Source organism: Sphingomonas xanthus, from assembly GCF_007998985.1.
Lineage (GTDB): Bacteria > Pseudomonadota > Alphaproteobacteria > Sphingomonadales > Sphingomonadaceae > Sphingomicrobium > Sphingomicrobium xanthum.
The window spans coordinates 908,089-934,177 of sequence record NZ_CP041659.1 but is presented as its reverse complement, the minus strand read 5'-3'; the positions used below and the strand labels follow the sequence as shown (position 1 = coordinate 934,177).

Sequence of the window (26,089 nt, the reverse complement as noted above, 5' to 3'; positions counted from 1 at the left end):
AAAAGCGGTGGCTCCGGGTTTACGGGCGGGGCGCAAGCGGGGCAATGGCGGGTCATGTGGCTGCTGTTCGACGATGCCCGGCCCGGTGGGGCGCCGCCCCGGCTTTATCGCGGTCCGCGCGACATCGTCCGGGCATGGAGCATCGAGGAGGTGGGGCCGGCACTGGCGCAGGTGCGCCGCGCAGTTCGCGGCGGCCGGCACGCGGCGGGCTATCTCACATATGAAGCCGGTCATGCCTTCGACCCCAAGCTGACGCACAGCCGGCGCCAGGCCGACGGCCCGCTGCTTGCATTCGGTCTGTTCGATGGCTTCGAACAGCCGCAAATTGCCGGGCTGCTTCCCTCGTCCGACGGCGCCTTTGCCGGAAGTCCGCGTCCGCGCATCACGCGGCTCGCCTATGAAGAAGCGGTCGCCAGGGTCCGCGCCCATCTGTTTGCGGGCGACTTTTATCAGGCCAACCTGACCTTCGGCTGCGATGTCGCGGTCGCAGGCGATCCACTCGCGCTATACGCCCGCCTGCGGCGCTCGTCGCGCGCGGGCTGGGGCGGGGTCGTGCTCGACGACGATCGCGCGATCCTGTCGCTTTCGCCCGAACAGTTTTTCACCATCAATGACGGCGTGCTCGACGCGCGGCCGATGAAGGGCACCGCGCCGCGCCGCGCCGATCCTGCCGCCGACCGGGCAGAGATGGAGGCGTTGGCCGCCGATGCAAAACAACGCGCCGAGAATCTCATGATCGTCGACCTGATGCGCAACGACCTCGCCCGCGTTTCTCGACCGGGCAGCGTCGAGGTGCCCCAATTGTTCGCGGTCGAAACCTATCCGACGCTCCACCAGCTGGTGAGCCGCGTGCGATCGAGGCTGCGCGGCGACGCCGACGCGATCACCGTGCTTGAAACCATCTTCCCCTGCGGTTCGGTCACCGGCGCTCCCAAGGTGGCGGCGATCGATGCCCTGCGCCGGCTCGAACCCGAGGCCCGTGGCAGCTACACCGGCTCAATGGGGTGGATCGAGCCGGGCGGGAACGCAGCCTTCAATGTGCTGATCCGCACGCTGGACTGGCGCACGGGGGCAACAGTCGCGAGGCTGGGGCTCGGCTCGGGGCTTGTCGTCGACAGCGTCGCACGCGATGAATGGGCGGAGTGTTTGCTGAAGGGGGATTTCGTGCGGGCAGAGCGGCAGGACTTCGATCTGATCGAGACGATGCGATTTGACCCGGCCGAAGGCATCGTGGAGCTTGATCGCCACCTCGACCGCATGAAAAAATCGGCTGCCGAGCTCGACTTCCAGTTCGACCGCCACGCCGCCCGCAACGAACTTCAGGCGGCGACCTTCGGGCGCAAGGCCCGGGCGATGGTCAGGCTGCTGCTCTCTCCGACCGGCGCGATGGCCATCCAGGTCAAGCCGATTGACGAGCCTGCCCATACGCCGGTCCCGGTGGCACTGCGCCCCCTGCCGGTTGAACCCGGGGATTTCCGCCTTCGCCACAAGACCAGCGACCGCCGCTTTTATGACCGGGCGCGGCAGGAGGACGGCGCTTATGAAACCATCTTCGTCGATCCGGACGGCCGGCTGACCGAGGGGAGCCGGACGAGCATCTTCGTCGAGCGGCAGGGGACGTTGCTGACCCCGCCGCTGAGCCGTGGGCTGATCCCCGGCATTCTGCGCGCCAAGCTGATCGACGAGGGGAGGGCGATCGAGGCCGAGCTGACGCCCGACGACCTCGGGGCCGGCTTTTACGTCGGCAATATCGTGCGCGGCCTGGTTCCCGCGAAACTCGCCTAGGCGGCAATGGGGAAGCGCAGCAGCCGGTCGGTGACCGGTACCAGCGCCGCCGCGCCCGCTCCTACCTTGCGCCGGATTTCCGGGTGGCCGGCGTCCAGCCCTCCGGTCAGTGCGCCAAAAGCGGGAAAGATCAGCTTCGTCGGACTGGCGACGAAGCAGCGCCGCGACACGTTCCGGCCCTTCAGTGACATCCGCAGCTTGGGGTGAAAATGTCCCGACATTTCGGGTCGCTGTTCGTCAATTACCGCCTCGTGCCGCAATACCACGCCCGACAGCAGGCATTCCTCTTCGATCCGGCCACCGCAATGATCGGTGAACCCACTGTCATGGTTGCCGACGACCCACACCCAATCGAGCCGATCGGTGAGGATGGTCAGCAATTCGCGCGCCGCATCGGGAAGCCGGTCGCAGCCGAAGCGGTCATGGAAACTGTCGCCAAGGCAAAAGAGCCGGACCGCCTGAGTCCGCTCGACCTCGCGGCTGAGTGCCTGCAGGGTCGCAAGAGAATCATAAGGGGGCAGGAATTGGCCGAGCCGCGCGAACCAGCTGGCCTTTTCAAGGTGAAGGTCGGCAACCAGCAGGGCGCCTTCGGCGGGCCAGAACAGCGCGCCGTCAGGGCTGGCGAGGAAATCGTGACCGGCGAACGAAAAGGGAACCATCGATTGCGGCCATAGCCTGAACCCCGGCCCTATTCCAAATGGTTGATGACATGGTCGCGCAGCGCCCGCGCATCATGCAGCGCGTTGTGCGGAACCGCGCTGTTGGCGGCGGTCGAAAATCCGGCAAGGGGCTGGAATTGCAGCGTAAGTGGCGGCATCGGCATCATCCTTCCCGGTCCAATAACCAGCAGCATGGCCAACTGGGCAAGGTCTTCGGGCCAATCGGCGACGATTTCCGGGGCCCGGTCGGTGGCAAGCCAGCCGGCCAGCGTCTCGGCTGCCTCCCGACGTGACATGCGCGGCCCCCGCATCGGCTCGGGCACCATGTCCAGATAGGGGAGAACATGGCGTTCGACCCATGGGTCGGGCGGGTCGCTGCACTTCAGGGTCACGTAAAATTCATCGCCGCCGTCATCGGGGACCAGCGCGAGGCTCAGCAGGGCGCCGCCAAAGCCGTTATACTCGGTGTCGAGGAAATACCGCACCGCCCGGTGATGACGGATCATGGCTAGTCTGGCTAGTCTCGGCCAGGCGGCAGATGGGAACATCGGTCGGTCGGCAGCGGACGCCCCTTGTGGCACCGGTCGTCGCGCAGGCGGGCCTCGCGACCGGCTTTCTCTTCGGCCTTGCGCAACTGGCGCCCGCGCTTTTCGTCCGCTTCGGACTGACTGGTCGTCACCGCGTCAACGCCGCCGGCGACAGCCTTGACCGGCAGGGAGACGACATCGACCGCCGTATCCGCGGCCTGCACAATCACGCAGCCGGACAAGATGGGCAGCAGCAGGAATGACCAGGCGCGCATCGTCTGCACCTGCAGCGCCGCAGCTTAGCAAAATGTGAACGTCACAGGGCCTGGAAGAAGCGCCACATTTGCTCATTGGCGCTAATCGCCCTGCTCGGCTGCTTGCGAATGCCGCGCGGATCGGCACCCGGCCAGCTATGCCCGCCTCCGTCGGTCAGGCACAGCTGCACCGGCGCGCCGCCGAGACCGGCTCCGTGCAGATCGCACCGCGCGCCCTCAACCTGAAGGACGGTCCGCGGGCGCGGTGCGGCGCGGTTGAACCGTACCCATTTGGCGATGGTCGCCGGGACCGATGCGAAGTTGGCCTTGACGAGCGAGTCCGGGCCTACGCCGCCTCCATAGGGCACATGGCTGTCGTCCCGGGCGTGGAAATGGATCACCGGCACCGGCCGGGAAGGGTTGCAGGCCAGCGTGTTGTCGGTGCCAGCTACCGGAGCGATTGCCCTGATCAGGTCAGCCCGTTCGCAGGCCAGGCGGTAGCTCATCAGCGCCCCGTTCGACATGCCAGTCGCATAAATCCGGCGACGGTCGACCGGAAGCTGCCGCCGCACCCGGTCGATCACCTCGGTAAGAAAGCCGACATCGTCGACCTTGTGTTCGGCCGCCCGACCGCAGCAGGCGCCCGCGTTCCAAGTCGCCAGCATTCCATTACGGAACCGGCTATGGCCATTGGGAAAGACGACGATAAAACCAGTCTTGTCGGCCATCTGCGTCAATCCATAATTCTTCGCCTGGAACTCCATATTGCCCCCGCCACCGTGCAGGGCCAGCAGCACAGGCACCGCCTTGCCCCTGGGAAGGCCGGGAGGAACGTGGATCATGTAGCGGCGGGTAAGCCCGCCATGCTGAAAGTCGAAGCGATAGGTCCCGGGCGCGTTGATCGGTGCGACGGCGGGCCCCGCCAACCGCTCAACCGGCCCGCGCTGGGCCGGTGCCGGCGCAGCCACCCCCGCGCCAATCGTGGCGAGGATCAACGTCCCGATCGCGAAACCTCTGGCCATGCCAACCTCCCTGTTTCGCCGCACGATCCGTTACGGAGGGTGAATGACTTATGACCCCGCCGTTTCGGCCCTGTTCAGCATTGCAGCCTCCCCTAGTCGAGCCGCATCGCCTCTTCGGCCAACGCCTCGGCCTCGATCAGCAGCGCCTCATCGGCGGCGCCCGCCGGCGCCGCCTCCCGGCCGATCACGACCATCAGCGGCACCGCCATCGGAGTTACGCGACTCGCCCTGACATGGACCAGGGTCGCGGCGGCCCGGTCGACCAGCCTGGCAAGGCGGCCGAGCTCGGTCATCCGCGCCCGTGCATCGTTCCATGCCGCCTGCAAAAGCAGGTGTGCAGGCTCATATTTGCGCAGGACATCGTAAATGAGGTCGGTCGAGAAACTGACTTGCTTGCCGGTCTTGCGCTTTCCCGGATGCTGCCGCTCAACCAAGCCGCCGATAACCGCCACCTCCCGAAATGCCCGGCGAAGCAGGTGCGACTGCTCAACCCATTCGATGAATTCATGTTCGAGAATGTCGGGCGAGAATAGCGGTCGCGGGTCGTCCGACGGCTCCAGGCTGTAGACCGCCAGTGCATAATCGTTGGCGACAAAGCCTAGCGGCTTCAGTCCGGCGCTTTCCATCCGCTTAGTGACCAGCATGCCCAGCGACTGGTGCGCGTTCCAGCCTTCGAAGCTGTAGATGCACATGTAATGTACGCCTTCACGGGGAAAGGTCTCGACCAGCAGTTCGTCGGGCTGGGGTAGGATGGAGCGGCGCTGCTGCACCTCCAGCCACTCCCGCACATCGTCGGGAAAACGATGCCATTCATCCGGACTCGCGAGGAAGCGGCGGACCCGGTCGGCAAGGTGGGTCGACATGCTCATCCGCTGACCGCCATATGTCACCAGCCGCGCCTGCTTGGCCGAAGCGCGCACGAGGATGTCAGTATCCTTGAACTGGATCACTTCGAGACTCAGCCCGGCGAAGAAGATGTGGTCGCCGACGCTCAGCGTCGATCCGAACCCTTCCTCCACCCGCCCAAGGGTCCGGCCATTCTTGAACCGGACATCCATCATCGGATTATCGACGATGACCCCGGCGTTGAGCCGATGCTGCGCAGCTACGGCCGGGCGGGTGATCCGCCATTCTCCCGGCGCGACCTCGACCAGCCTGCGGAACTTGTCATAGGCGCGCAACGCATAGCCGCCGGTGGCGATGAACTCGAGCACCTGGCGCCACAAATCGTCGGTGAGGCCGGCATAGGGCGCGGCGCTCCGCACTTCCGCGAGCAGCTCGGCCTCGCGGAACGGGCCGGCGCAGGCGATCCCGAGGATATGCTGGGCCAGCGTATCGAGCGTTCCGCGCCGAAACAGTTCGGGGTCGAGTTCCCCCGCTTCGACCGCGTCGAGCGCGGCGCGCGCCTCGAGATATTCGAAGCGATTGCCGGGGACGATCATCCCCTTGGACGGCTCGTCAAGGCGGTGGTTGGCTCGGCCGATCCGCTGGAGCAGCCGCGAGGACCCCTTCGGCGCGCCCATCTGCACGACCAGGTCGACATCACCCCAGTCGATGCCGAGATCCAGGCTGGCGGTTGCAACCAGACCTCGCAGCCGGCCAGCGGCCATCGCCGCCTCGACCTTGCGCCGCGCTTCCAAGCTCAGCGATCCATGATGGATGCCGATCGGCAGTGCATTGTCGTTGACCGCCCATAATTCCTGGAAAATCAATTCTGCCAGCCCGCGGGTGTTGGAAAAGATCAACGTGGTTTTATGCCGCTCGATCTGTTCGATCACGCTGCGTGCTGCGTGGCGGCCGCTATGCCCACCCCAGGGAATGGTCCGGTCGGGGATCAGGATCGACAGGTCGGGCTCCGCCCCCTGTTCGCCTTCGACCAACCGAACCTCGTCAATTTCCCCGTGCGGCGCCAGCCATGCGCGATAAGCGTCAGGGTCGGAGATGGTCGCGCTCAGCCCGACGCGCCGCAGCTCGGGCGCAAGCGCCTGCAGCCGCGACAGTGCGAGCGCGAGCAGGTCACCCCGCTTTTCCTTGGCGAAGGCGTGGATTTCATCGACGACCACCCGCTTCAGGCCCGCGAACAGGCTGGCGCTGTCCGGATAGCTGAGCAACAGGCTGAGCGATTCCGGTGTGGTCAGCAGGATTTGCGGCGGGCGCGCCCGCTGCCGCGCCTTGCGGTTCGAGGGTGTGTCCCCGCTGCGCGTCTCGACCCGAATGTCGAGCTGCATTTCCTCGATCGGGGTCAGCAAATTGCGCTGCACGTCGACTGCCAGTGCCTTGAGCGGTGAGATGTAAAGCGTGTGAAGACCGTCGGCCGGGCGTTCGATCAGGGCAACGATGGTGGCCAGGAACCCGGCCAGCGTCTTGCCGGCACCCGTCGCTGCGACCAATAGTGCATGCTCGCCCCCTCGCGCGGCCTCCAGCATGGCAAGCTGATGGGCGCGGGGCCGCCAGCCGCGATCCCCGAACCACCGCTCAACGATGGGCGGCAAACCCGGAATTACGGCTCCTTGCGCTTGGCCGCTGCGTCCTCGGCCTCATACAGCTCGTGGGTCGCGCGCTCGGTGGTGGGGTTGCTCGACGATTTTCCCTTGCTGCGCGTCTTCATCACCACCCACAGCAATGCCAGCCCCAGCACGACCACGCCGAGAACTTCCATCGTGAATAGGTTGATCGTTCCCATATCCATCGGCTTATCCTTCCCTCTTCCGGCGGAACCGGTCCGCCTGTTGGAGATATAATGTCCAATGCCCCGCCTTGGTTCATGGATCGAGCCTTTTCCCGAAGGCATTTATGTGCGCCCCGCCGACGCATGGGTCGATCCGTCGAGCCCCAAGCCGCGGGCGCTGGTGACCCACGGCCACGCCGACCATGCCCGGGGAGGCCATGGGGAGGTGTGGGCGACGCCCGAAACGCTGGCGATCATGGGCGTCCGTTACGGGCCGCAGGTGGAACGGCCGGTGACCTATGGCAAATCCGTCCGGCTGGGCGAGGTGGAAGTCAGCTTCGTTCCCGCAGGCCATGTCCTTGGAAGCGCCCAGATCCTGATGGAATATCGCGGCGAGCGGGTGGTGGTATCGGGTGATTTCAAGCGCCGCGCCGACCCCACCTGCCCACCGTTCGTCGTCACCCCATGCGACATCTTCATCAGCGAAGCGACCTTTGGCCTGCCCGTGTTCCGCCACCCCGATACGGGAAGCGAGATCGACCGGCTGCTCCATCGCCTGAGGGCCGAGCGGGGGCGCTGCGTGCTGGTCGGCGCCTATGCGCTGGGCAAGGCGCAGCGGGTGATCATGGAGCTACGCGGGCGCGGTTTCGACGACCCAATCTACATCCATGGCGCACTCGAACGGCTGTGCAATCTCTACGCCGAGCTCGGCGTCCCGCTGGGCGAATTGCGGCTGGCAACCGGGGTCCCAAAGGAGGAATTGAAGGATCGGATCATCCTTTGTCCTCCCGGCGCGCTCAACGACCGCTGGTCGCGGCGGCTGCCCGATCCGATCACCGCCATGGCATCGGGCTGGATGCGAATCCGCCAGCGCGCGCGCCAGCGCAATGTCGAGTTGCCACTGATCATTTCCGACCATGCCGACTGGGACGAACTGACCCGGACCATCCGGGAGGTCGCGCCAAAGGAGGTATGGATTACTCACGGACGCGAGGACGCCCTGATGCACTGGTGCCAACTCCATCAGATCAAGGCCCGCGAACTCAACCTCGTTGGTTATGAGGATGAGGACGATTGAGCGATCAGTGAGCGGCCTCGACCGGTCCGACGCCGCTCTTGGTCAGCTGCTCGTTGACGCTCACCATCAGCCGGTCCAGCCCGGCCTGGTCGCGGGCTTCGGCCCGGGCGACGAGCACGTCCTGCGTGTTCGACGCGCGTAGCAGCCACCAGCCGTCGGCTGTCTTCACCCGCACCCCGTCGGTCGCATTGACTTCCGCACCGTCGGCGGCAAGCCGCTGCGCAACCTCTTCAACGACGGCGAACTTGCGGCTTTCGTCGATCTGGAAACGCATTTCCGGGGTCGCGACGCTAACCGGCATTTGGTCGCGCAGCTCAGTCAGCGTCTGACCGCTGGTGGATACCGCGCGGATCAGCCGGACCGCAGCGTAAAGCGCGTCATCGAAGCCGTACCATTGATGCTTGAAGAAGATGTGGCCGCTCATCTCTCCGGCGAGCGGAGCTCCGGTTTCCTTCATCTTCGACTTGATCAAACTATGGCCAGTCTTCCACATCAGCGGCTGCCCGCCCATCTCGGCAATCCGATCGAATAATGTCTGGCTTGCCTTCACGTCGGCGATGATCGTCGCGCCTGGCTGTTCCTTCAGCACGGGCTGGGCGAGGATCATCAGCAGCTGGTCGCCCCAGATCACCCGGCCCTCGCTATCGACCGCGCCAATCCGGTCGGCGTCGCCGTCGAAGGCGATGCCGAAGTCGAGCCCCTTGTCGGCGACCAGCTTCTTGAGGTCGGCGAGGTTGGCCTCGACCGTCGGGTCGGGATGATGGTTGGGAAAGCGGCCGTCGATGTCGGTGTAGAGCGTATGATGCTCGCCCGGCAGGCGCGCAATCAGCTTCTCCAGCGCCGGACCGCCGGCGCCGTTCCCGGCGTCCCAGCCAATCCGATAAGCCTGGCCGTCGAAGCCTTTCATCAGCGCGTCAATATAGGCGTCGAGCACATCGGCTTCGCTAACGCTGCCCGGGCCCTCGCTCCAGTCGGCGCTCGCGGCACGGCGGCCGAGATCCTGGATTTCCGCGCCGAATACCGACCGGCCATTCAGCAGCATCTTGAAGCCATTATAGTCGGCGGGATTATGGCTGCCGGTGACCTGGATGCCGCCTTGTACGTCGAGCGTCGCCACCGCGAAATAGAGCATGGGGGAGGGCCCCATGCCGATTTTCACGATATCCAGCCCGCCTTCGGTCAGTCCGCGTACCAGCGCGGCTTCCAGTTCCGGCGAATGACTCCGCCCGTCGCGGCCGACCGCGATACGCGATGCCCCTTCCGACACAGCAAGCGCAGCATAGCTGCGGCCTAGCGCGTAGGCGTCCTTGTCGGTGAGTGTCGACCCGACGATCCCCCGAACGTCATATTCGCGCAGGATGGTCCGATTGAAATTATGCGACATGCAACTTCCTGTTAGCGGGCAGTTCAGCCCGCGGCGGCGGCCTTGGGCTGGTCGATTTCGTCCTGGCCGGGAATGGCGAGGCCAGCGACCATTTCCCTCAACTCCTGACGCGCCGCAATATGTCCCAAGCCGACTTCGCCAAGATCGGCGAGGTCGAGCAGGGTCAGGCCCTTGGGGAAAAGTTCGCGATAGATGACCCGCTCGCCAAGCCCCGGGATCACGCGGTAGCCGACCCGTCGCGCAAGCTCATCGAGCGCGGCGCCGACCCGCTGCAGATTGTGGGACTGAATATGCTGGAGGCGATTGCGCAGGACCACCCAGTCGACGCTCTTGCCGGTGACCTTGGCGCGCTGCGTGCGGCTGTTCCAGATCAGTTCGGCGTAGAAGCTGGGCTTGGTGACCTTGAAATTTTCGGGGTGGACCTGACCGATCAGGTCTAGGTCGACGAAACTGTCGTTCATTGGCGTGACCAGCGTGTCGGCCTTGAGGATCGCGGCCCGGGCCACCGCATCGTCGCGTCCCGGGGTATCGATCACCATTACGTCGGCGTCCGACGACAGGCGGGCGATGGCCCCTTCCAGTCCGGACTCGCTCTGATCGTCCAGCACCTCGGCTCGCGCCTGGGGGAGCTGCTTCTCGAGCCTGAGGATGGTCGCGTCGCGATTCTCAAGATAGCGGGTCATGGTCCGCTGCCGATGATCGAGATCGAGCGCGGCGACCCGGTAGCCTGAGGCAGCTAGCGCGATGGCGGTGTGGACCGCGGTAGTCGACTTGCCGGTTCCGCCCTTTTCATTGGCGAACACGATGAAATGCGGCTGGCCCATGGCCTGCTCTTCCCCTTGTGATATTCACAACCGCGCCGATAAGAACGCGGCCCCGTAACCCGAGATACCGAAGGCCGGAATCGCATGCAAATCATAAAGGAAATGAGCGATTTGGGTCCGGCGCTGGATCGATGGCGCAGTGCCGGCCAGTCGATCGCCCTAGTGCCGACGATGGGCGCGCTCCATGCCGGGCACATGGCGCTGGTTGATGCGGCGCGCGACCGGGCCGACCGGGTGGTCGCATCGATCTTCGTCAATCCGCTGCAGTTCGGCGCCAACGAGGATCTCGGACGCTATCCCCGGCAGGAGGATGAGGACGCGGTGTTGCTCGAAGCCGGCGGGTGCGACCTGTTGTGGCTGCCCACCGCGGTCCAGCTCTATCCCCCCGGATTTTCTACAACCGTCAGTGTCGGCGGGGTCAGCGAGCGCTGGGACGGCGAAGCCCGGCCCGGCCATTTCGCGGGGGTCGCGACGGTTGTCGCCAAGCTGTTGACCGCGATTCGGCCCGACATCGCGCTGTTCGGCGAAAAGGATTTCCAGCAATTGGCCGTAATCCGCCGAATGACTGCCGACCTTGGGCTGGGGGTTGGGATCGAGGGCGTCGCGACGGTCCGCGACAGCGACGGGCTGGCGCTGTCATCGCGCAATCGTTACCTTAGCGCCGAGGAGCGCGTTCGTGCGCTGGCGCTGCCCCGCGCGCTGGAGAAAGCGCGGAAGGCGATCGAAGGGGGCCGGCCGGTTGCGGCGGCGCTCGACGATGCCAGGCGGAGCCTCGCCGACTCCGGCTTCCACCGCATCGACTATGTCGCGCTGGTCGACGCCGCGACGCTCGAACCGCTCGACAGTGCGACGGGCGAAATGCGGCTGATCGCCGCCGCGACGATCGGGGCCACGCGGCTGATCGACAATATGCGTGTCGTTTGGGCAACAGGCTGAACGCAGGGTCACCAGCGCGTTAACCATTTCTTCGGCAATTGAGCGCGAATTTCCGTTTCGAACAAAGGAACAGGGGAATTCACGATGGCCATCAGTCAGAAAAGCGCCGATTTCTTCCTTCGCAGCCGGTTGGCGGATGCCGAGGGCGGGAGCGTCGAGGCGCTGTACGACCTCGGCGTGACCTTCTCGACCGGCTGCAAGGGGGTCGAGGTCGACCTGATCGAAGCGCATAAATGGTTCAACCTTGCCGCGCTGTCGGGCGACAGCCGCAGCCAGGCCTGCCGCGCCGAAATCTCGATCGAGATGACCGCGCGCGAAATCGCCGAGGCGCAGCGCCAGGCCCGCGCATGGCTCGGTCACTGCGGGTTCCAGCGCTACGCCGCCTAAGTAGGCGAAAGCCCGACACGCGGGTGCGTGCCGGGCTTCTGCCGATTGGCCGCGACTTAGCGGATGACGACCGTCACCACGCGGCGGTTCTGGGCCCAGGCCTGTTCGTTGGAGCCAAGCGCGACCGGCCGTTCCTTGCCCCAGCTGGTGACCACCAGCCGGCTCATCGGCACGCCTTGGGAAATCAGGAAGTCGCGCGCCGCATTGGCGCGACGCTCGCCCAGCGCCTGATTATATTCGCGCGTGCCGCGTTCGTCGGCATGGCCTTCGATCGAGGCGCGAACATTGGGATTGGCCATCATCCAGGCTGCCTGCGCGGTCAACGTTGCGCGCGACGACTGGTCGAGCGAATATTCGTCGGTGCCGAAATAGATGGTGTCAGATCCGGCCTTGGCGACCAGGTCGGCCTGAAGCGCGGGCAGTTCGACGACTTCCAGCGAATTGGGGTCGGTCGAATTGGGGTCGGCGACCGGCGGCTGCTCGACCGGAGGCACTTCTGCCGGCGGTACCTTGCGGCCACAGGCGCCTAGGGTGAGCGCGATGGCAGTCATGCCGATGATGATGGTCTTGTTCATTCGTTCCTCCGAGAGAATAGGTGTTTTTAATCGTTAAGTGGCGACCAGCTTGGATCCGATCCCCCCACGGGAGTCGGCATCATCCGGGTACGGCCGCCGTTGACTGGCACCGCATAAAGGCGGGCGGCGCCCGATCCTTGCTGGGTGCGATGGAACATGACGAACTGGCCGTTGGGCGCCCAGCTCGGGCCTTCGTCCTGCCAGCCGTCGGTAAGGATCTTTTCCCCTCCTCCGCCGGCCTGCATCACGCCGATCCGGAATGCCCCGGCGATCTTCGTGAAGGCGATCATGTTTCCGGTCGGGCTCCACACCGGCGAGGCATAGCGCCCGCCGCCGAAGCTGATTCGGCGCTGGCCGGATCCGTCGCGGTTCATGACATAGAGCTGCTGGCTGCCCGACCGGTCGCTTTCGAACACGATCTGGCGTCCGTCCGGGGAAAAGCTCGGCGAAGTATCGGCGCCCGGAGTCGCTGTCAGACGGCGCGGCGGGCCACCATTTGCCGACACGATGAAGATGTCGGTGTTCCCGCCATCGGCCATCGAGAAAATCACGTCGCGGCCGTCGGGGGAAAAGCGCGGCGCGAAGGTGATATGGTTACCGGGGATCAGCAGCCGCTCCTGGCCGCTGGCAACGTCATAGAGAAGGACGCGCGGGCGACGGCCGATATAGGCGGTATAGACCAGCTTGTCGCCGCGCGGGCTGAAGCGGGGGGTCACCACTGTGTTCCGCCCGACCGTCAGATACCGATGGTTGCTGCCGTCGCTGTCCATGATCGCGACGCGCTTGACCCGGTCGTTCTTGGGGCCCGTCTCGGCGACATAAACCACCTTGGTGTCGAGGAAGGGCTGCTGTCCCGACAGGCGTGAATAGACGAGGTCGGCGCATTTGTGCGCGGCTCGCCGCCAGTCCGACGGGTCGACCGCGAACCCTTGCTGCGCAAGCTGGCGCCCGGCGGTCACGTCATGCAGGTAGCAAGCGACGGTGATGCGCCCGTCGGCACGCGGTTCGACATAGCCCGCGACGAGCGCCGAAGCGCCGACGTTGCGCCATGAGGGAAAGTTGGGATTGCCGGCTTCGGATTCCGAATAACCGGGCATCCCACCCGGCCCGAGCGGGGTGAACAGGCCGGTTGCGCGAAGGTCGGCGGCGATGACTTCGCTGATCTGGCGGCCAGTCGAATCGCCTGACGGCATCACCGGAACGGCGATCGCCTGTGCCGAGCGGACGCTTCCGCCGACCAGTTCGGGGACCTCGGCAGGCTCATCCTGCGCCAGCGCCGTGCTGGCAATACCGATCATCAAGGTCGCGAGGATCATGCGCATGGTTCAATCTACCCTGTAGGTGAAGGTGAAGTCTTTCCAGCCGCCGTCCGGGGTGTCGTATAGGTCGGCTGGAAGGCGGAATGGCGAACATTCAGCGAAAATCCGCCGGACCTGGTCTTCTAGCAGCTCGCCATATTTGGCGACGTCGGCGGAGTTGCCCCGGGTCCCGAGGATCGACGGCGGACTGGCAAGCCGCCCGGACCGGCTGAATTTGAGATTGACCGTCAGGCGCACCTGATTGGCGCCTTCGCCAAGAAATGGCTGGCGGTCGGCGCAACGTTGCGCCTGGCGGATGATCGCCTGGCCGATGCCGGCGCGGGCGGTCGCATTATAGGCGGGAGCGGCCGGGCGGGGCGGTTCGCTGCGCGGCGCCGGATCGCTACTGTCGATGCCCTTAAGAAAATCGTCGCCGATCCGCGAAACCCGTGGGGCGGGACGAGATTTGGCGGGAGCGGGAGCCGCCTTGGTCTGGGCCGGTGCCCGCTTCGCCGGGGTCGGTGTGGGCGCGGGTTTCGGTGGCGGAGCGGGGGCGATGCGCGGTTGCGCGATCGGGGCAGGCGTCGGCGGGGGCGGGACCTCATCGGGCTCGGCTGGACCGGTCACCGGGGCCTGCGCGGCTGGCGGCGGAACCGCGATGCTGGTTGGAGCGGCGGACTCAAGACCGACTTCCTCGACCAGCTCAACCTCCATCGAGGGCGGTTCTGGAACTGCGTCGACCTGGGCCAGGCTCATCGACAGCGCGCCGATGAGCGTGACGTGAAACAGCACGGCTGCTCCCGTCCCGGTCCATTCGGCGCGGTCGATCTTCATCGATCCTCGGCTCCGACCGATACAAGTGCGACCCGGTTGAGGCCGGCCCGGTTCAATTCGCCCATCACCTGCATGACCCGGCCGTAATCGAGGCCGCGGTCGGCGCGCAGGTAAATCCGCCGGCCTTCGGGCGGGGCGGGCTGGGCAGCGATGTCGGCGAAGCGCGCGGAAAGCGCGGCGCCATCGACCGGTTCATCGTCGATGGTGATCCGCCCCGATCCGTCGATCGCCACCTGCACTGGCTCGGCTTCCTGGTCGAGCGCGCCGGCTCGGCTTTCGGGCAGGTCGATCGGGACGCCGGCTACAAGAAGGGGGGCGGTGACCATGAAGATGATCAGCAGCACCAGCATGACGTCGACCAGCGGCGTCACGTTGATTTCCGACATTGGCGCACGGCGGCGCGAATGGCGGCTTGAGGAGGGGAGGTTGGCGCCCATCAGTGACCGCTCGCCACCTCGACCTCAAGTTCACGGCTAAGCGTCGCATGGAATCGGTCTGCAAAGCGGCCGAGGCGCGCTTCCAGCCGGTCGAGCCCGTGGGTCAGCCGGTTATAGGCAATCACCGCGGGAATGGCCGCGAACAGACCGATTGCCGTGGCGAATAGCGCTTCCGCGATGCCCGGCGCGACCACCGCGAGCGACGTATTATTGGCACCGGCAATGGCGGTGAAGCTGCGCATGATCCCCCAAACCGTGCCGAACAGGCCGACGAATGGCGCCACCGAACCGACGGTCGCGAGGATATTGAGCCGGTCGCTCAACCGGTCGAGCTCGGTCGCCACCGCGGCATTCATTCGGCTGGCGAGCCGCTCTCGCGTTCCGGCCCGATCGACGACCACGCCCTTGGTCGAGCGGCGCCACTCATCGAGCGCTGCCGACATCACCACGGCGATCGGCAGCGATTCGCCACCGCGCCTGGAATGGAAGGCGTCGATGTCGCTTGCCGCCCAGAAGTCCTTTTCGAATCCCTCCGTCTGGCGATTGATCTTCTTGAGGCGAATGGAATGGGTGAAGATGATTGCCCAGGTCCAGATGCTGGCGAGCAGCAGGCCGATCATCACCGCCTTCACCACCACGTCCGCCTGCAGGAACAGGTGGAGCGGCGACATCAGGTCGGCGCTGGTTGTCAGTTGGGGCGTCATCCTTGGCTTATTTCCTTGAATTTATCGACCCAGGCGCGCGGTTGGCGACGGGGACGGTCGTTGGCATCGATAAAGGCGGCGATGACGCGGGCATCGGTCAATTGTTCGGCCCCGCGCATGACTCGCTGATGAATAAGAACGCTCGCGGCCCGAACCTGATCGACGGTCGAAACAACCAGCAGCTCGTCGCCCAGGCGTGCCGGCCGAAGGTAACGGATGGCAACCTCGGCGACCGCATAGACGCCGGTGCCATCCTCCTTGGCCGCGCGCTGGTCGATCCCGGCGGCGCGGAGCATGTCCGAACGCGCCCGCTCCATGAACTTCAGATAGTTGGCGTAATAGACGATTCCGGCGGTGTCGGTGTCCTCGAAATAGACGGTGAGCGCGAAGCGATGCTCCCCGCCAACGAATCCGCCCTGGTACGGCCGGTCATATTCGGATGGCTGCATTGGTCCCGCCTTAACCATCGCGCGACTCGCGGGGCAAGCCCTTGCCGTTAATCGGAGTTTTTAACGTGTCTGGCCGATGACCGCGCCCGACCGGCCATTGAGGGCATCGACCTGGCGGACCAGGTCTCCCATCGGTGCTTGGATGTCGGCAAGGTGCATGCCCCAGCCGGGCAGGAACATGCCGAGCACGCCGACTTCGCCGCCGATCCGGTCCGTCCGCTTGTCGGCGGGATCGGCATTGGTGCGAATTTCAAGATAGCCGCGCGGGCCATTATTGACGCATCGCGCCGAAACCAAGCCGTCGGTGCGCAGGAATGGCGAAGGCGGCGCGCCTTCGGCCGACCACTGGATCGGGCCACCCGGGACCGGAAGCGTCGAGCGGGCGTTCCAATAGCTGTCGAGTGCGACCCAGCCTGTCGATCCGGGCCGCGCCGGGTTGGTACAAGCGACCGTCATGCCAGGCCTGTCGGCGATCCCGAAAATCGCGCCCGACGGCGGCGGATTGCCTTCGCGGAAGCTCACCCAGCTAAGCGCGCAGCCGGTCTGACCCGGGCGCGAGCAGAGCGGAGTCGACTTGAAGGTGCCGCCGACAAGCTTTCCTTGCGGAACCAACAGATTAAATCCGGGGATGACCGCCAGCTTCATCCGCCGGGCTTCGGGCTTGCCTTCAATCTCGTTGGCGATCAACTGCTGCAGCATCAGCGCGCCCTGGCTATGGCCGATCAGCACATAGGGGCGGCCCTTGTTGTGCTTCGCCAGATATTCCTTCCACGCCGCGCGAACATCGCCATAGGCAAGCATTGCCGGCTTGATCACATTGGCGCCCGCTGCGGCGGCGGTCACGGCGCTCAGCGTCATCGACCGGTAGACGGGCGCAAAGGTCCGGCAGCTGGCAGCAAAGCGCGCGAACTGGCTGACGATCGCGGCTTTTTCCTCGCCTTCGCCAGGGACGAGGTCGCTGTTCATGCCCGAATCGCGGCTTACCGTCGGATAGACGATGAAACAGTCGACGCTGGCATCCTTGGTGACCGGCGACAGGCCGGTCGAGCCAAAGCCATTAGCATTGAGCGCAGTCGTGCGCAGCGGGGTCGTGCAACTATCACTGCGGCCCGGAAGGCAAAGCCAGTTGGCGGGCTTGCCATAATCCGGCGCCGGTGCGGCGGATGACGCCTGCAGCGTGAACAGCGAGGCGGCAAGCAACAGCGACATCATTTTCCTTCCGGATCGAACAGCCCCGATTGCGCCCCGCTGGGCGGGTTCAGGCCCAGATGGGTCCAGCCGCGGCCGTTGAGGCAGCGCCCCCTTGCCGTGCGGGCGATGAGGCCAAGCTGAATGAGATAGGGTTCGACCACGTCCTCGAGTGTGTCGCGCGGCTCGCTCAGCCCAGCGGCGAGCGTTTCGATCCCTACCGGACCGCCACCGTAAAGATCGGCGATCATCATCAGGTAACGGCGATCCATCGCGTCGAGGCCGAGCCGGTCGATCTCCAGCCGGGTCAGTGCCCGGTCGGCGACCCCGTCGTCGATCGCGCTGGCGCCCGCGGCATGGGCGAAGTCGCGCACTCGGCGCAGCAGCCGCCCGGCGATGCGGGGCGTCCCCCGGCTTCGGCGCGCAATCTCATGCTCGCCTTGCGCGGTCGTCGGAGCGCCGAGCAGCCGGGCGCCGCGACGCACGACCTGTTCCAGTTCCTCGACCGTGTAGAAGTTGAGGCGGATCGGAATCCCGAACCGGTCGCGCAGCGGCGTGGTCAGCAGGCCCTGCCGTGTCGTAGCCCCGACAAGAGTGAACCGCGGCAGGTCGATGCGAACCGAACGTGCCGATGGGCCTTCGCCGATCATCAGGTCGAGTGCTCGGTCTTCCATCGCCGGGTAAAGCACCTCCTCCACCGCCGGATTGAGCCGATGAATCTCGTCGATGAACAGGACGTCTCCGTCCTCGAGATTGGTCAGCAGCGCGGCGAGATCGCCCGACTTGGCGATCACCGGCCCGCTGGTGGAGCGAAAACCGACGCCCATCTCGCGGGCGAGGATTCCGGCGAGCGTGGTCTTGCCGAGGCCCGGGGGGCCGAAGAACAGCACATGGTCGAGCGCTTCGCCGCGCGAGCGGGCGGCATTGACGAAGATCCGCAGATTCTCGCGCGCGCCTTGCTGACCGACAAATTCGTCGAGGCTTTTTGGCCGAAGCGCCGCGTCCGCGTCTTCCAGCTGGCGCTCCGGCGTGGTCAGGCGGGCAGGGTCGGTCGCGCTCATGAGGGCATCCTGCGCGACGCGAGCGAAATGTGTTCGTTCATGCGAGCGATGAATGCGGCCCCTCCGGTCATCGCTCCATGTTGCACATTTGTTCGGCGATAGGACAGGGCTTTTGCGCTCAGTCGCGATGCTCGGCGGCACTCACCGTCACCCACCCATGTTTGCGCACCTCCCAGACCGAAAATGCGGGGGCGAAAGCATGAGGGTCGGCGAAGGTCCAGAGCGGGATCGCGACCTGTTCGTCGAACTTGCCATTGTTGACGTAAAAGACCTCGGTTCCGCAGTCGGGGCAGAAATGGAAGGTCGCGCTGTTGCCGCTGTCGGAGGCGAGTTGGAATGCTTTCGACTGTCCTTCGATTGTCACCTGCGTGTCGGCAAAGCGGACCTGGGCAGCAAAGGCCGATCCGCTCCGCTTCTGGCAATTGCGGCAATGACAGACCGAGACGCGGACCGGGTCGCCAGAGGCGGTAGCCCGAAGCTGGCCGCAGCGGCAGGAGGCGCGGCGGTCGGTCATTTAGCGGCCTTCCTGAGCGCCAGCCGGACCAGCGCGTCGAGGGTCGCGTCGGTGCCCAGTTCCTCATGGGCGGCGGCAACCGCGGCGCTGGCTTCGGCGGGCTTGAAGCCGAGGTTGGCGAGGGCGGACAGGGCGTCCGCGGCCGCACCGCCGCGCGGGGCGGGGGCGCCGGCGCTACCGGCAAGCGCGGGGTTGCCGAGCTTTCCGGCAAGTTCGTTGACGATCCGCATCGCGAGCTTGGGGCCGACGCCATTGGCACGGGCGACCATCGCCTTGTCGCCGCGCGACACTGCGCCGGCCAGTTCTTCGGGGCCAAGCACCGAAAGGATTGCCAGCGCGACCCGGCCCCCGACGCCCTGCACACCAGTCAGCGCGCGGAACGTCTCCCGCTCGCCCGCCGAGCCGAAGCCGAACAAGGTCCAGCCGTCCTCGCGCACCTGAAGTTCGGTAAGGAGCGTGACTTCGCCGCCCAAGGGGCCGAGCGCATCGAGGGTGCGGTTGCTGGCATGGACCAGATAGCCGACGCCATGAACGTCGACGATCGCGCCGTCGGCGCCGGTTTCGACAAGGGTTCCACAAAGGCGAGCGATCATCGGCGGGTTAGAGCAATTCTTTGCACCTTCGTCACCTTGAACTTGCGCTTGGCGTCGCGAACTAGGGGATGCGCCTGCCGCTTGCCAGATGATGGGCGTGGGTTATCGCAACCGCCAGCGCGTCGGCGGCGTCGGGGCCTGCCGGCCGGCATCCGGCGAGCAGGCGCTGGACCATTGCATGCACCTGCGCCTTGTCGGCGCCGCCGGTACCGACCACCGCCTTCTTGACCAGGCTGGGCGCATATTCGCCGATGTCGATCCCGGCCCGCGCGGCAATCATCAGCGCAACGCCGCGCGCCTGCGCAAGCTTCAGGGTCGACTGGGGATTTTTGTTGACGAACACCTCCTCGACCGCGGCGCCGCCAATGGCGTGGTCGGCGAGCAGGGCTTCGAGCTGGCTCGCTAGATCGGAGAGCCGTTCCGACAAGGGATCGGCCGGGCGGGTCCTGAGCTGGCCGTTGCCGACATGAGCAAGGCGGTTGCCTTCAACGCGGATCAGGCCCCATCCGGTCGACGACAGCGACGGGTCGAGGCCAAGGATCAGCATAGGGCTAGCCCAACTTCTCCAGCTCTTCGTCGCTGATCGAATAATTGCCCCAAACGGTCTGGACGTCGTCGTCGTCTTCCAGCGCATCGACCAGCTTCATCAGCGTTCCAACATCGTCGCCCGCGACCGCGACCTCAAGGTTCGGCTTCCACGCCAGCTTGACCGCCTCGGCCTCACCAAGCGAGGTTTCGAGCGCCTTGGCGACTTCGTGCAGGCTGTCGATCGAGGTCCAGACCTGATGGCCGTCATCGTCGCTCTGAACGTCCTCGGCGCCGGCCTCGATGGCCGCTTCCATGACCTTGTCCTCATCGCCGGCGGACGCTGGATATTCAATCAAACCGAGCCGCTCGAACCCATGGGCTACAGAGCCCGAGGCGCCGAGATTGCCACCGTTCTTCGAAAAGGCGGTGCGGATGTTGGTCGCGGTGCGGTTGCGATTGTCGGTTAGCGCCTCGACGATGATCGCGACGCCGCTCGGACCGTAGCCTTCGTAGCGCACTTCTTCGTAATTCTCCGCGTCGCCCTTGGATGCCTTGTCGATCGACCGCTGGATATTGTCCTTCGGCATCGACTGCGCCTTGGCGGCGTTGACCGCAGCGCGCAGGCGCGGGTTCATGTCCGGGTCGGGCAAGCCCATTTTCGCCGCGACGGTGATTTCGCGGCTCAGCTTCGAAAACATGCCCGAGCGCTTCTTATCCTGCGCGCCCTTGCGGTGCATGATGTTCTTGAACTTGGAATGGCCTGCCATGGGTTCCCCGGAGATTCTGTTCGATTGGGAACTCTCGTCCCCCAAAGCCCAGCCTTAGACCAGGCCGAGCGCGTTACGATAGGTTTCGAGCAGCGCGTCCGCCTCGTCGCGGGCATGTTTCTCCATCCGCCGGAGCGCGACGATCTTGCGCATCGTCTTGGTGTCGTAGCCGTTTGCCTTGGCCTCGGCGTAGACGTCCTTCACGTCGTCGGCGATGCCCTTCTTCTCTTCTTCAAGCCGCTCGATACGTTCGATGAACAGCCGCAGCTGCTCGGCCGCGACATTGTCTTCACTCATGGTGTCCGCTTTCTTCGAATCTCTTGAAAATGCAAATTGGTGGGCGTTCCCTAGGCGAGGGCACGGCGCGCCTCAACCCGGTTGAACCGGCCCGCCGAGCCGCTATGGCGGACGCACGACCTTTGGATGGAGAAATGATGTTGAAGCCCCGCGCCCGCAAAGTGAAGATACTGGCGACGCTGGGCCCTGCCTCTTCCGATCCGGAGACGATCAAAGCGCTGATGGAGGCCGGGGCCGATGCCTTCCGGATCAACATGAGCCATGGCAGCCAGGCGGAAAAGGCGGCGTTGGTCGAGGCGATCCGCGCGCTCGAAAAAACGCTTCACCGGCCGACCACGATCCTGTTCGACCTTCAGGGCCCCAAGCTGCGAGTCGGCAAGTTCAAGGGCGGGTCGGCGATGCTGGAAAAGGGCCAGGCCTTCATCCTCGATCGGTCGAAGGAGCTTGGCGACACAAGCCGGGTCGAGCTTCCACATTCCGAACTGTTCGCGGCGGTCGAGGAAGGCGCGCGCCTGCTCGTCGATGACGGCAAGATCCGGCTGAAGGTCCGCAAGGCCAGCGACGACGGGATCGAAACGGTGGTCGAGGTCGGCGGAAAGATCAGCAATGCCAAAGGCGTCAACGTCCCCGATGTGGTGATTCCCATCCCGGCGCTGACCGCCAAGGACAAGAGCGACCTGGCCTTCGCGCTGGAGCAGGGCGCGGATTATATCGCGATGAGCTTCGTCCAGCGACCCGAGGACGTCATCGAAGGCAAGAAACTGATCGGCGACCGCGCTGGATTGCTCGCAAAGATTGAAAAGCCGCGCGCTCTCGACCGGCTCGACCAGATCATCGAAGTTGCCGACGCGGTGATGGTCGCGCGTGGCGACCTTGGCGTAGAGCTTCCTCCCGAGGGCGTTCCCCCCGCGCAGAACCGGATCGTCGCCGCCGCGCGCCTTGCCGGCAAGCCGGTGGTGGTGGCGACGCAGATGCTCGAATCAATGATCGTATCCCCGACCCCGACCCGTGCCGAGGTCAGTGACGTTGCCAACGCCATCTACGAAGGCGCCGATGCAGTGATGCTGTCAGCGGAAAGTGCCGCCGGCCAATATCCGGTCGAAGCGGTCCGGATGATGGACAAGATCGGCCGGTCGGTTGAAGCCGATCCGGTCTATTCCGCGCGCGTCCACTTTACCGAGACCCCGGCCGAGGCGACCACCGCCGATGCGCTGGCCCATAGCGCGGCGCAGATCGCCCGGAACTTGTCGGTCAAGGCTCTTGCCTGTTACACAACCTCCGGCTCGACCGCGCGGCGCATCGCGCGCGAACGGGCGCCCGTGCCGACGCTGGTGATGACCGCCAGCATGAAGGTTGCGCGGCGGCTCGGCCTGCAATGGGGCGTCCACGCCGTACATACCCGCGATGTCGGCAATTTCGAGGAAATGGTGGGCAAGGCCAAGCGGATGGTGCTGCGCCATCATCTCGCCGAGGCGGGCGACCGGGTGCTGATCATGGCCGGAGTTCCGTTCAAGACGAGCGGGACGACCAACGTCATTCACCTTGTGAAAATCGCCGGCGACGAACTGGACCAGCCTAGCGGCTGAGCAGCGAAGGGATTTCGGCGGGAAGTTCGCGGGCGAGGAATCCGGCTTGCCCGACCTTGCCGGCAAGCGCCTGGCCGGCTTCGCCATGCAGCAGCACTCCCCACATTAGCGCGGTGAGCGGATCGCAGCCGCGCGCGGCGAGACCGCCGACCAGCCCGGCAAGCACATCGCCCGACCCCGATACGCCAAGGCCCGGAACGCCGCCGGTAAAGCGCCATGCCTCGCCGTCCGGAGTGACGACATGGCTGACGCCCCCCTTCACCAGGGTGAGGGCATGGTAGCGCGCCGCGCATAGCCTTCCGCAGCCCAGCGGGTCGTCTTCCACCTCCTGCGGATCGCAGCCGATCAGGCTCGCCATCTCGCCGGCATGAGGGAGCAGGACAGGCATGCCTCGGGCCTTGCCGCCATTGGCGGGAAGCGCGTGGAGCAGCGCGGCGTCCAGCGCCAGCCGCGCGATCCCCGCGCCGATCAACTTGCCGGCAAGCGCTTCGCAGCCCTTGTTCTCAAGCATGCCCGAACCGGCGACGACGGCATCCTGCTCCTGCGCCAATTCGATGAGCGGATCGATTGCCGAGGGAGCAAAACCGCCCGCGCCAGACATCGGCATGCCGATCACCCTGCATTCAGGCATCGCGACTGCGACCAGCGGAGCGACCCCCTCGACCGTGGCGATGGTGACCTTGCCGCAGCCGGCACGGAACGCCGCGGTCGCGGTGAGAATGGTGGCGCCGGCCAGCGAGCGATCCCCGCCGATCACCAGCAGCTGGCCATGGTCGTTCTTGTCCTCCGCCTTGAGCCGGGGCAGCGGACGGGAATGAAGTTCGGCCCGGGTCAGCAGGCGGACGGCATCGCTCATCGGGTTCCTGCCCTGGCATCGCGGTCCGCCGTCTGGGGTTCGCCCTCGGCAAGCGGCGCGCCGAGGTTCCACAGGTCGAGCCGTGGCACGCACAGCCCGCTGTCGGAACGGGTGAAGTCATAGGCGCAAATCCCGCAGTTGAGGATCTCCGCCTCCCGGTCGATGGCCAGAATTTGCTCCTCGTCCAGCTCCTCGAGGATGTAGCGCATGCATAGCACGACGACCTGGTGGCAGACCACGAGGACCCGGCGGTCGGCGTAGTGAAGATTGATGGTGTTGAGCACGCTGCGCAGCCGGAGGATCACGTCGGCCCAGCTCTCGCCGCCCGGGGGCCGGTGGTAGAATTTGCCAAGCTTCGTGCGATGCCCGGCTTCTTCGGGATATTTGGCACGGATGCCGAGGCTGGTGAGCCCGTCGAACACGCCGAATTCGCGTTCGCGAAGCCGTTCATCGACGACCGGCTTACCTTTGCCCGTTGCCAGAGCACCGGCCTCGCAGATTGCGTCGGCGGTCTGGCGGGCGCGCAGATAGGGCGAGGTCAGGATGACTTCCGGACGTTCGTCCTCGGGCAGGCCAGCGAACCAGCGTCCCGCGGCCTGGGCTTGGCGATGGCCGAGCTCGGACAACGGCACGTCGACGTCGCGCCCTTCGATGTCGATGACGTGCTGGCCATTCTCGTGCGCCGCGTCGCGCGCGACATTGCCCTGGCTTTGTCCATGCCGCACCAGCCACAGCCGTTCCGGCCAATTTTGTCCATGCCGCATGCGCGCCTCCTTGGCAGGTTGAACGACGCCACCCCGAACTTGTTTCAGCCGCCATTCCGTGGCAGCGCCGGGCGCCAAGGAGAGAGCATGGCGACGACGATCGAACAACTGGAAGCGCGGCGCACGGCGGCGCGGATGGGCGGCGGGCAGAAGCGGATCGAGGCGCAGCACGCCAAGGGGCGCCTCACCGCGCGTGAGCGGCTTTCGGTGCTGCTCGATCCCGACTCGTTCGAAGAAGTCGACATGTATGTCGAACATAATTGCGTCGATTTCGGCATGGAGGCGACCAAGATCCCCGGCGACGGCGTGGTGACCGGATCGGGCACGATCAATGGCCGGCTGGTCTATGTCTTCGCGCAGGACTTCACCGTTTTCGGCGGATCGCTGTCGGAACGGCATGCGCAGAAGATCTGCAAGGTGATGGACGCGGCGATGAAGGTCGGTGCGCCGGTGATTGGCCTTAACGACAGCGGCGGTGCGCGAATCCAAGAAGGCGTCGCTTCGCTTGGCGGTTATGCCGAAGTGTTCCAGCGCAACGTGCTGGCTTCGGGCGTGGTGCCGCAAATCTCACTGATCATGGGACCATGCGCGGGCGGCGCGGTCTATTCGCCGGCGATGACCGACTTCATCTTCATGGTGAAAGACTCAAGCTATATGTTTGTCACCGGGCCCGAGGTGGTGAAGACCGTCACCAACGAAGTCGTGACGCAGGAAGAGCTTGGCGGCGCGGTGACCCATACGACCCGGTCGGGCGTTGCCGACGTGGCGTTTGAAAATGACATCGACGCGCTGCTCGCGACCCGCGAATTCTTCGACTTCCTCCCGCTCAGCAACCGGCACGACCTTCCCGAGCGCCCTTCGGCCGACCCGTGGGACCGGATCGAGGAAAGCCTCGACAGCCTGATCCCGCCGAGCGCCAACCAGCCCTATGACATGCACGAACTGATCCGAAAGGTCGCCGACGAGGGCGACTTTTTCGAGCTTCAGCCGGCGCATGCGGCCAACATCATTATCGGCTTCTGCCGGATCGAGGGGCGCACCGTCGGGGTCGTCGCCAACCAGCCAATGGTTCTGGCCGGCGTGCTCGACATCAATTCATCGAAGAAGGCGGCGCGCTTCGTGCGATTCTGCGACGCCTTCGATATCCCGATCCTGACCTTCGTCGACGTTCCGGGCTTCCTTCCGGGCGTCGGGCAGGAACATCATGGGATCATCAAGCATGGCGCGAAACTGCTGTTCGCCTATGCCGAAGCGACGGTGCCGAAGATCACGGTAATTACCCGCAAGGCCTATGGCGGGGCCTATGACGTGATGGCGTCCAAGCATTTGCGCGGCGATTTGAACTACGCTTGGCCGACCGCGGAAATCGCAGTGATGGGCGCCAAGGGCGCGGTCGAGATTATCTTCCGCCAGGACCGCGACAATCCTGACAAGATCGCGGAAAAGACCCGCGAATATGAAGAACGGTTCGCCAATCCCTTCGTGGCGGCGAGCAAGGGTTTCATCGACGAGGTGATCTACCCCCATTCGACCCGCAGGCGCATTGCGCTGGGCCTGCGCAAGCTGCGCGACAAGCAGCTCGATAACCCGTGGAAGAAGCACGACAACATCCCGTTGTGAGCAGTCATTGCGCAACCGTCCGCTGGTCCCGCCAGCCCGATGCCGCCTTTACCGACGGGCGGTACAGCCGGGTCCATGAATGGGCGTTCGACGGCGGTGCGGTGGTGGCGGCAAGCCCGAGCCCGCATATCGTGCCGCCGCCAATGTCGGACCCGTCCGCGATCGATCCGGAGGAAGCGTTCGTCGCCTCCGTTTCATCCTGTCACATGCTGTTCTTCCTCGATTTTGCGCGGCGGGCCGGCCATGTGATCGACACCTATGCCGACGACGCCGAAGGGATGATGGAAAAGGATGGCGAGGGGCGGATGGCGATGACCCGGGTCACGCTTCGCCCGCGCATCGCGTGGTCCGGCGAGGCACCCGACGCGGCAGCGATCGCCCGGCTTCATCACAAGGCGCATGACGCCTGCTTCATCGCTAATAGCGTGAAGACGCTGGTTAGCGTCGAGCCCTAGGGAGCCAGCTGGGCCGGGCGATAACCCGGTGGTAACCGG

30 protein-coding genes are annotated in these 26,089 nt (G+C 65.4%); 7 read left to right on the top strand and 23 right to left on the bottom strand.

The features are described from left to right. Positions 1 to 54: 54 nt before the first annotated feature. The gene (pabB, locus tag FMM02_RS04725; RefSeq protein WP_187107845.1) at positions 55 to 1,785 is read left to right on the top strand and encodes an aminodeoxychorismate synthase component I; all 1,731 of its coding nucleotides are present in this window, start codon (positions 55 to 57) and stop codon (positions 1,783 to 1,785) included. On the opposite strand, the gene pdeM is transcribed toward pabB, so the two are convergent. The 6 genes from pdeM to FMM02_RS04695 form a co-directional block, all read right to left on the bottom strand. Beyond that, entirely contained in the window at positions 1,782 to 2,444 is a 663-nt protein-coding gene (pdeM, locus tag FMM02_RS04720; protein ID WP_147493782.1) for a ligase-associated DNA damage response endonuclease PdeM, read from the bottom strand. The two genes, pabB and pdeM, sit on opposite strands and share 4 nt — an antisense overlap. Before the next feature lie 29 nt (positions 2,445 to 2,473). Beyond that, complete coding sequence (locus FMM02_RS04715) at positions 2,474 to 2,950, bottom strand: hypothetical protein (RefSeq protein WP_342782530.1); 477 nt, start codon at positions 2,948 to 2,950, stop codon at positions 2,474 to 2,476. Positions 2,951 to 2,961: 11 nt separating this feature from the next. Next, complete coding sequence (locus FMM02_RS04710) at positions 2,962 to 3,246, bottom strand: hypothetical protein (RefSeq protein WP_147493781.1); 285 nt, start codon at positions 3,244 to 3,246, stop codon at positions 2,962 to 2,964. A gap of 41 nt (positions 3,247 to 3,287) precedes the next feature. Next, positions 3,288 to 4,247, bottom strand: a complete 960-nt coding sequence (locus FMM02_RS04705) for an extracellular catalytic domain type 1 short-chain-length polyhydroxyalkanoate depolymerase (protein ID WP_147493780.1) — start codon at positions 4,245 to 4,247, stop codon at positions 3,288 to 3,290. Between the two features lie 92 nt (positions 4,248 to 4,339). Further along, the gene (locus FMM02_RS04700; protein WP_147493779.1) at positions 4,340 to 6,748 is read right to left on the bottom strand and encodes a ligase-associated DNA damage response DEXH box helicase; all 2,409 of its coding nucleotides are present in this window, start codon (positions 6,746 to 6,748) and stop codon (positions 4,340 to 4,342) included. Continuing rightward, the gene (locus FMM02_RS04695) at positions 6,748 to 6,936 is read right to left on the bottom strand and encodes a hypothetical protein (protein ID WP_147493778.1); all 189 of its coding nucleotides are present in this window, start codon (positions 6,934 to 6,936) and stop codon (positions 6,748 to 6,750) included. The genes FMM02_RS04700 and FMM02_RS04695 overlap by 1 nt, the downstream gene beginning before the upstream one ends. A gap of 58 nt (positions 6,937 to 6,994) precedes the next feature. Between FMM02_RS04695 and FMM02_RS04690 the strand changes: the two genes are divergently transcribed. Beyond that, entirely contained in the window at positions 6,995 to 7,993 is a 999-nt protein-coding gene (locus tag FMM02_RS04690) for a ligase-associated DNA damage response exonuclease (protein ID WP_147493777.1), read from the top strand. Between the two features lie 4 nt (positions 7,994 to 7,997). On the opposite strand, the gene pgmG is transcribed toward FMM02_RS04690, so the two are convergent. Both pgmG and FMM02_RS04680 read right to left on the bottom strand, forming a co-directional pair. Continuing rightward, complete coding sequence (gene pgmG / locus FMM02_RS04685; RefSeq protein WP_147493776.1) at positions 7,998 to 9,377, bottom strand: phosphoglucomutase/phosphomannomutase PgmG; 1,380 nt, start codon at positions 9,375 to 9,377, stop codon at positions 7,998 to 8,000. 23 nt (positions 9,378 to 9,400) lie between these two features. After that, the gene (locus FMM02_RS04680; protein WP_147493775.1) at positions 9,401 to 10,201 is read right to left on the bottom strand and encodes a division plane positioning ATPase MipZ; all 801 of its coding nucleotides are present in this window, start codon (positions 10,199 to 10,201) and stop codon (positions 9,401 to 9,403) included. Positions 10,202 to 10,285: 84 nt separating this feature from the next. Between FMM02_RS04680 and panC the strand changes: the two genes are divergently transcribed. Together panC and FMM02_RS04670 are read left to right on the top strand one after the other, a co-directional pair. Beyond that, positions 10,286 to 11,137 carry a pantoate--beta-alanine ligase gene (panC, locus tag FMM02_RS04675; RefSeq protein WP_147493774.1) on the top strand — a complete coding sequence of 284 codons (852 nt, stop codon included), beginning with the start codon at positions 10,286 to 10,288 and terminating at the stop codon, positions 11,135 to 11,137. Between the two features lie 84 nt (positions 11,138 to 11,221). Then, entirely contained in the window at positions 11,222 to 11,524 is a 303-nt protein-coding gene (locus FMM02_RS04670; protein ID WP_147493773.1) for an SEL1-like repeat protein, read from the top strand. Positions 11,525 to 11,580: 56 nt separating this feature from the next. Here FMM02_RS04670 and pal read toward each other — a convergent pair whose 3' ends face one another. The 13 genes from pal to FMM02_RS04605 form a co-directional block, all read right to left on the bottom strand. Next, complete coding sequence (pal, locus tag FMM02_RS04665) at positions 11,581 to 12,099, bottom strand: peptidoglycan-associated lipoprotein Pal (protein ID WP_187107844.1); 519 nt, start codon at positions 12,097 to 12,099, stop codon at positions 11,581 to 11,583. Between the two features lie 26 nt (positions 12,100 to 12,125). Next, on the bottom strand, positions 12,126 to 13,421 hold the full coding sequence (gene tolB / locus FMM02_RS04660; protein WP_147493772.1) for a Tol-Pal system beta propeller repeat protein TolB: 1,296 nt from the start codon (positions 13,419 to 13,421) through the stop codon (positions 12,126 to 12,128). 3 nt (positions 13,422 to 13,424) lie between these two features. Continuing rightward, complete coding sequence (locus tag FMM02_RS04655) at positions 13,425 to 14,231, bottom strand: hypothetical protein (RefSeq protein ID WP_147493771.1); 807 nt, start codon at positions 14,229 to 14,231, stop codon at positions 13,425 to 13,427. Further along, entirely contained in the window at positions 14,228 to 14,668 is a 441-nt protein-coding gene (locus FMM02_RS04650) for an ExbD/TolR family protein (RefSeq protein WP_147493770.1), read from the bottom strand. Before FMM02_RS04650 ends, FMM02_RS04655 begins: the two co-directional genes overlap by 4 nt. Further along, positions 14,668 to 15,372 (bottom strand): protein TolQ, encoded by a 705-nt coding sequence (tolQ, locus tag FMM02_RS04645; RefSeq protein ID WP_147493769.1) that lies wholly within the window; start codon positions 15,370 to 15,372, stop codon positions 14,668 to 14,670. The genes FMM02_RS04650 and tolQ overlap by 1 nt, the downstream gene beginning before the upstream one ends. Continuing rightward, positions 15,369 to 15,821, bottom strand: coding sequence for a YbgC/FadM family acyl-CoA thioesterase (locus tag FMM02_RS04640; RefSeq protein WP_147493768.1), 453 nt, complete (start codon positions 15,819 to 15,821; stop codon positions 15,369 to 15,371). Before FMM02_RS04640 ends, tolQ begins: the two co-directional genes overlap by 4 nt. Before the next feature lie 60 nt (positions 15,822 to 15,881). Next, entirely contained in the window at positions 15,882 to 17,033 is a 1,152-nt protein-coding gene (locus FMM02_RS04635; protein ID WP_147493767.1) for a DUF3089 domain-containing protein, read from the bottom strand. Beyond that, positions 17,030 to 18,070, bottom strand: a complete 1,041-nt coding sequence (gene ruvB / locus FMM02_RS04630; protein ID WP_147493766.1) for a Holliday junction branch migration DNA helicase RuvB — start codon at positions 18,068 to 18,070, stop codon at positions 17,030 to 17,032. The genes FMM02_RS04635 and ruvB overlap by 4 nt, the downstream gene beginning before the upstream one ends. 118 nt (positions 18,071 to 18,188) lie before the next feature. Next, positions 18,189 to 18,584, bottom strand: coding sequence for a GFA family protein (locus FMM02_RS04625; protein ID WP_147493765.1), 396 nt, complete (start codon positions 18,582 to 18,584; stop codon positions 18,189 to 18,191). Further along, entirely contained in the window at positions 18,581 to 19,177 is a 597-nt protein-coding gene (gene ruvA / locus FMM02_RS04620; RefSeq protein ID WP_147493764.1) for a Holliday junction branch migration protein RuvA, read from the bottom strand. The genes FMM02_RS04625 and ruvA overlap by 4 nt, the downstream gene beginning before the upstream one ends. Before the next feature lie 61 nt (positions 19,178 to 19,238). Then, complete coding sequence (gene ruvC, locus FMM02_RS04615; protein WP_147493763.1) at positions 19,239 to 19,724, bottom strand: crossover junction endodeoxyribonuclease RuvC; 486 nt, start codon at positions 19,722 to 19,724, stop codon at positions 19,239 to 19,241. A 4-nt stretch (positions 19,725 to 19,728) separates the two neighbouring features. Further along, positions 19,729 to 20,472, bottom strand: coding sequence for a YebC/PmpR family DNA-binding transcriptional regulator (locus FMM02_RS04610; protein WP_147493762.1), 744 nt, complete (start codon positions 20,470 to 20,472; stop codon positions 19,729 to 19,731). A gap of 54 nt (positions 20,473 to 20,526) precedes the next feature. Beyond that, positions 20,527 to 20,769, bottom strand: a complete 243-nt coding sequence (locus FMM02_RS04605) for a DUF2312 domain-containing protein (RefSeq protein WP_147493761.1) — start codon at positions 20,767 to 20,769, stop codon at positions 20,527 to 20,529. 134 nt (positions 20,770 to 20,903) lie between these two features. Between FMM02_RS04605 and pyk the strand changes: the two genes are divergently transcribed. Further along, positions 20,904 to 22,355, top strand: coding sequence for a pyruvate kinase (gene pyk, locus FMM02_RS04600; protein WP_425473674.1), 1,452 nt, complete (start codon positions 20,904 to 20,906; stop codon positions 22,353 to 22,355). Here the strand turns inward: pyk and FMM02_RS04595 are convergent. Together FMM02_RS04595 and FMM02_RS04590 are read right to left on the bottom strand one after the other, a co-directional pair. Next, complete coding sequence (locus tag FMM02_RS04595) at positions 22,345 to 23,211, bottom strand: NAD(P)H-hydrate dehydratase (protein WP_147493760.1); 867 nt, start codon at positions 23,209 to 23,211, stop codon at positions 22,345 to 22,347. The genes pyk and FMM02_RS04595 overlap by 11 nt on opposite strands. After that, the gene (locus FMM02_RS04590) at positions 23,208 to 23,975 is read right to left on the bottom strand and encodes a histidine phosphatase family protein (RefSeq protein ID WP_147493759.1); all 768 of its coding nucleotides are present in this window, start codon (positions 23,973 to 23,975) and stop codon (positions 23,208 to 23,210) included. The genes FMM02_RS04595 and FMM02_RS04590 overlap by 4 nt, the downstream gene beginning before the upstream one ends. 87 nt (positions 23,976 to 24,062) lie before the next feature. Between FMM02_RS04590 and FMM02_RS04585 the strand changes: the two genes are divergently transcribed. Next, positions 24,063 to 25,595 (top strand): acyl-CoA carboxylase subunit beta, encoded by a 1,533-nt coding sequence (locus FMM02_RS04585; RefSeq protein ID WP_147493758.1) that lies wholly within the window; start codon positions 24,063 to 24,065, stop codon positions 25,593 to 25,595. After that, positions 25,592 to 26,050: an OsmC family protein gene (locus FMM02_RS04580; protein WP_147493757.1), complete on the top strand. Its 459-nt coding sequence runs from the start codon at positions 25,592 to 25,594 to the stop codon at positions 26,048 to 26,050. The genes FMM02_RS04585 and FMM02_RS04580 overlap by 4 nt, the downstream gene beginning before the upstream one ends. Positions 26,051 to 26,089: the final 39 nt, after the last annotated feature.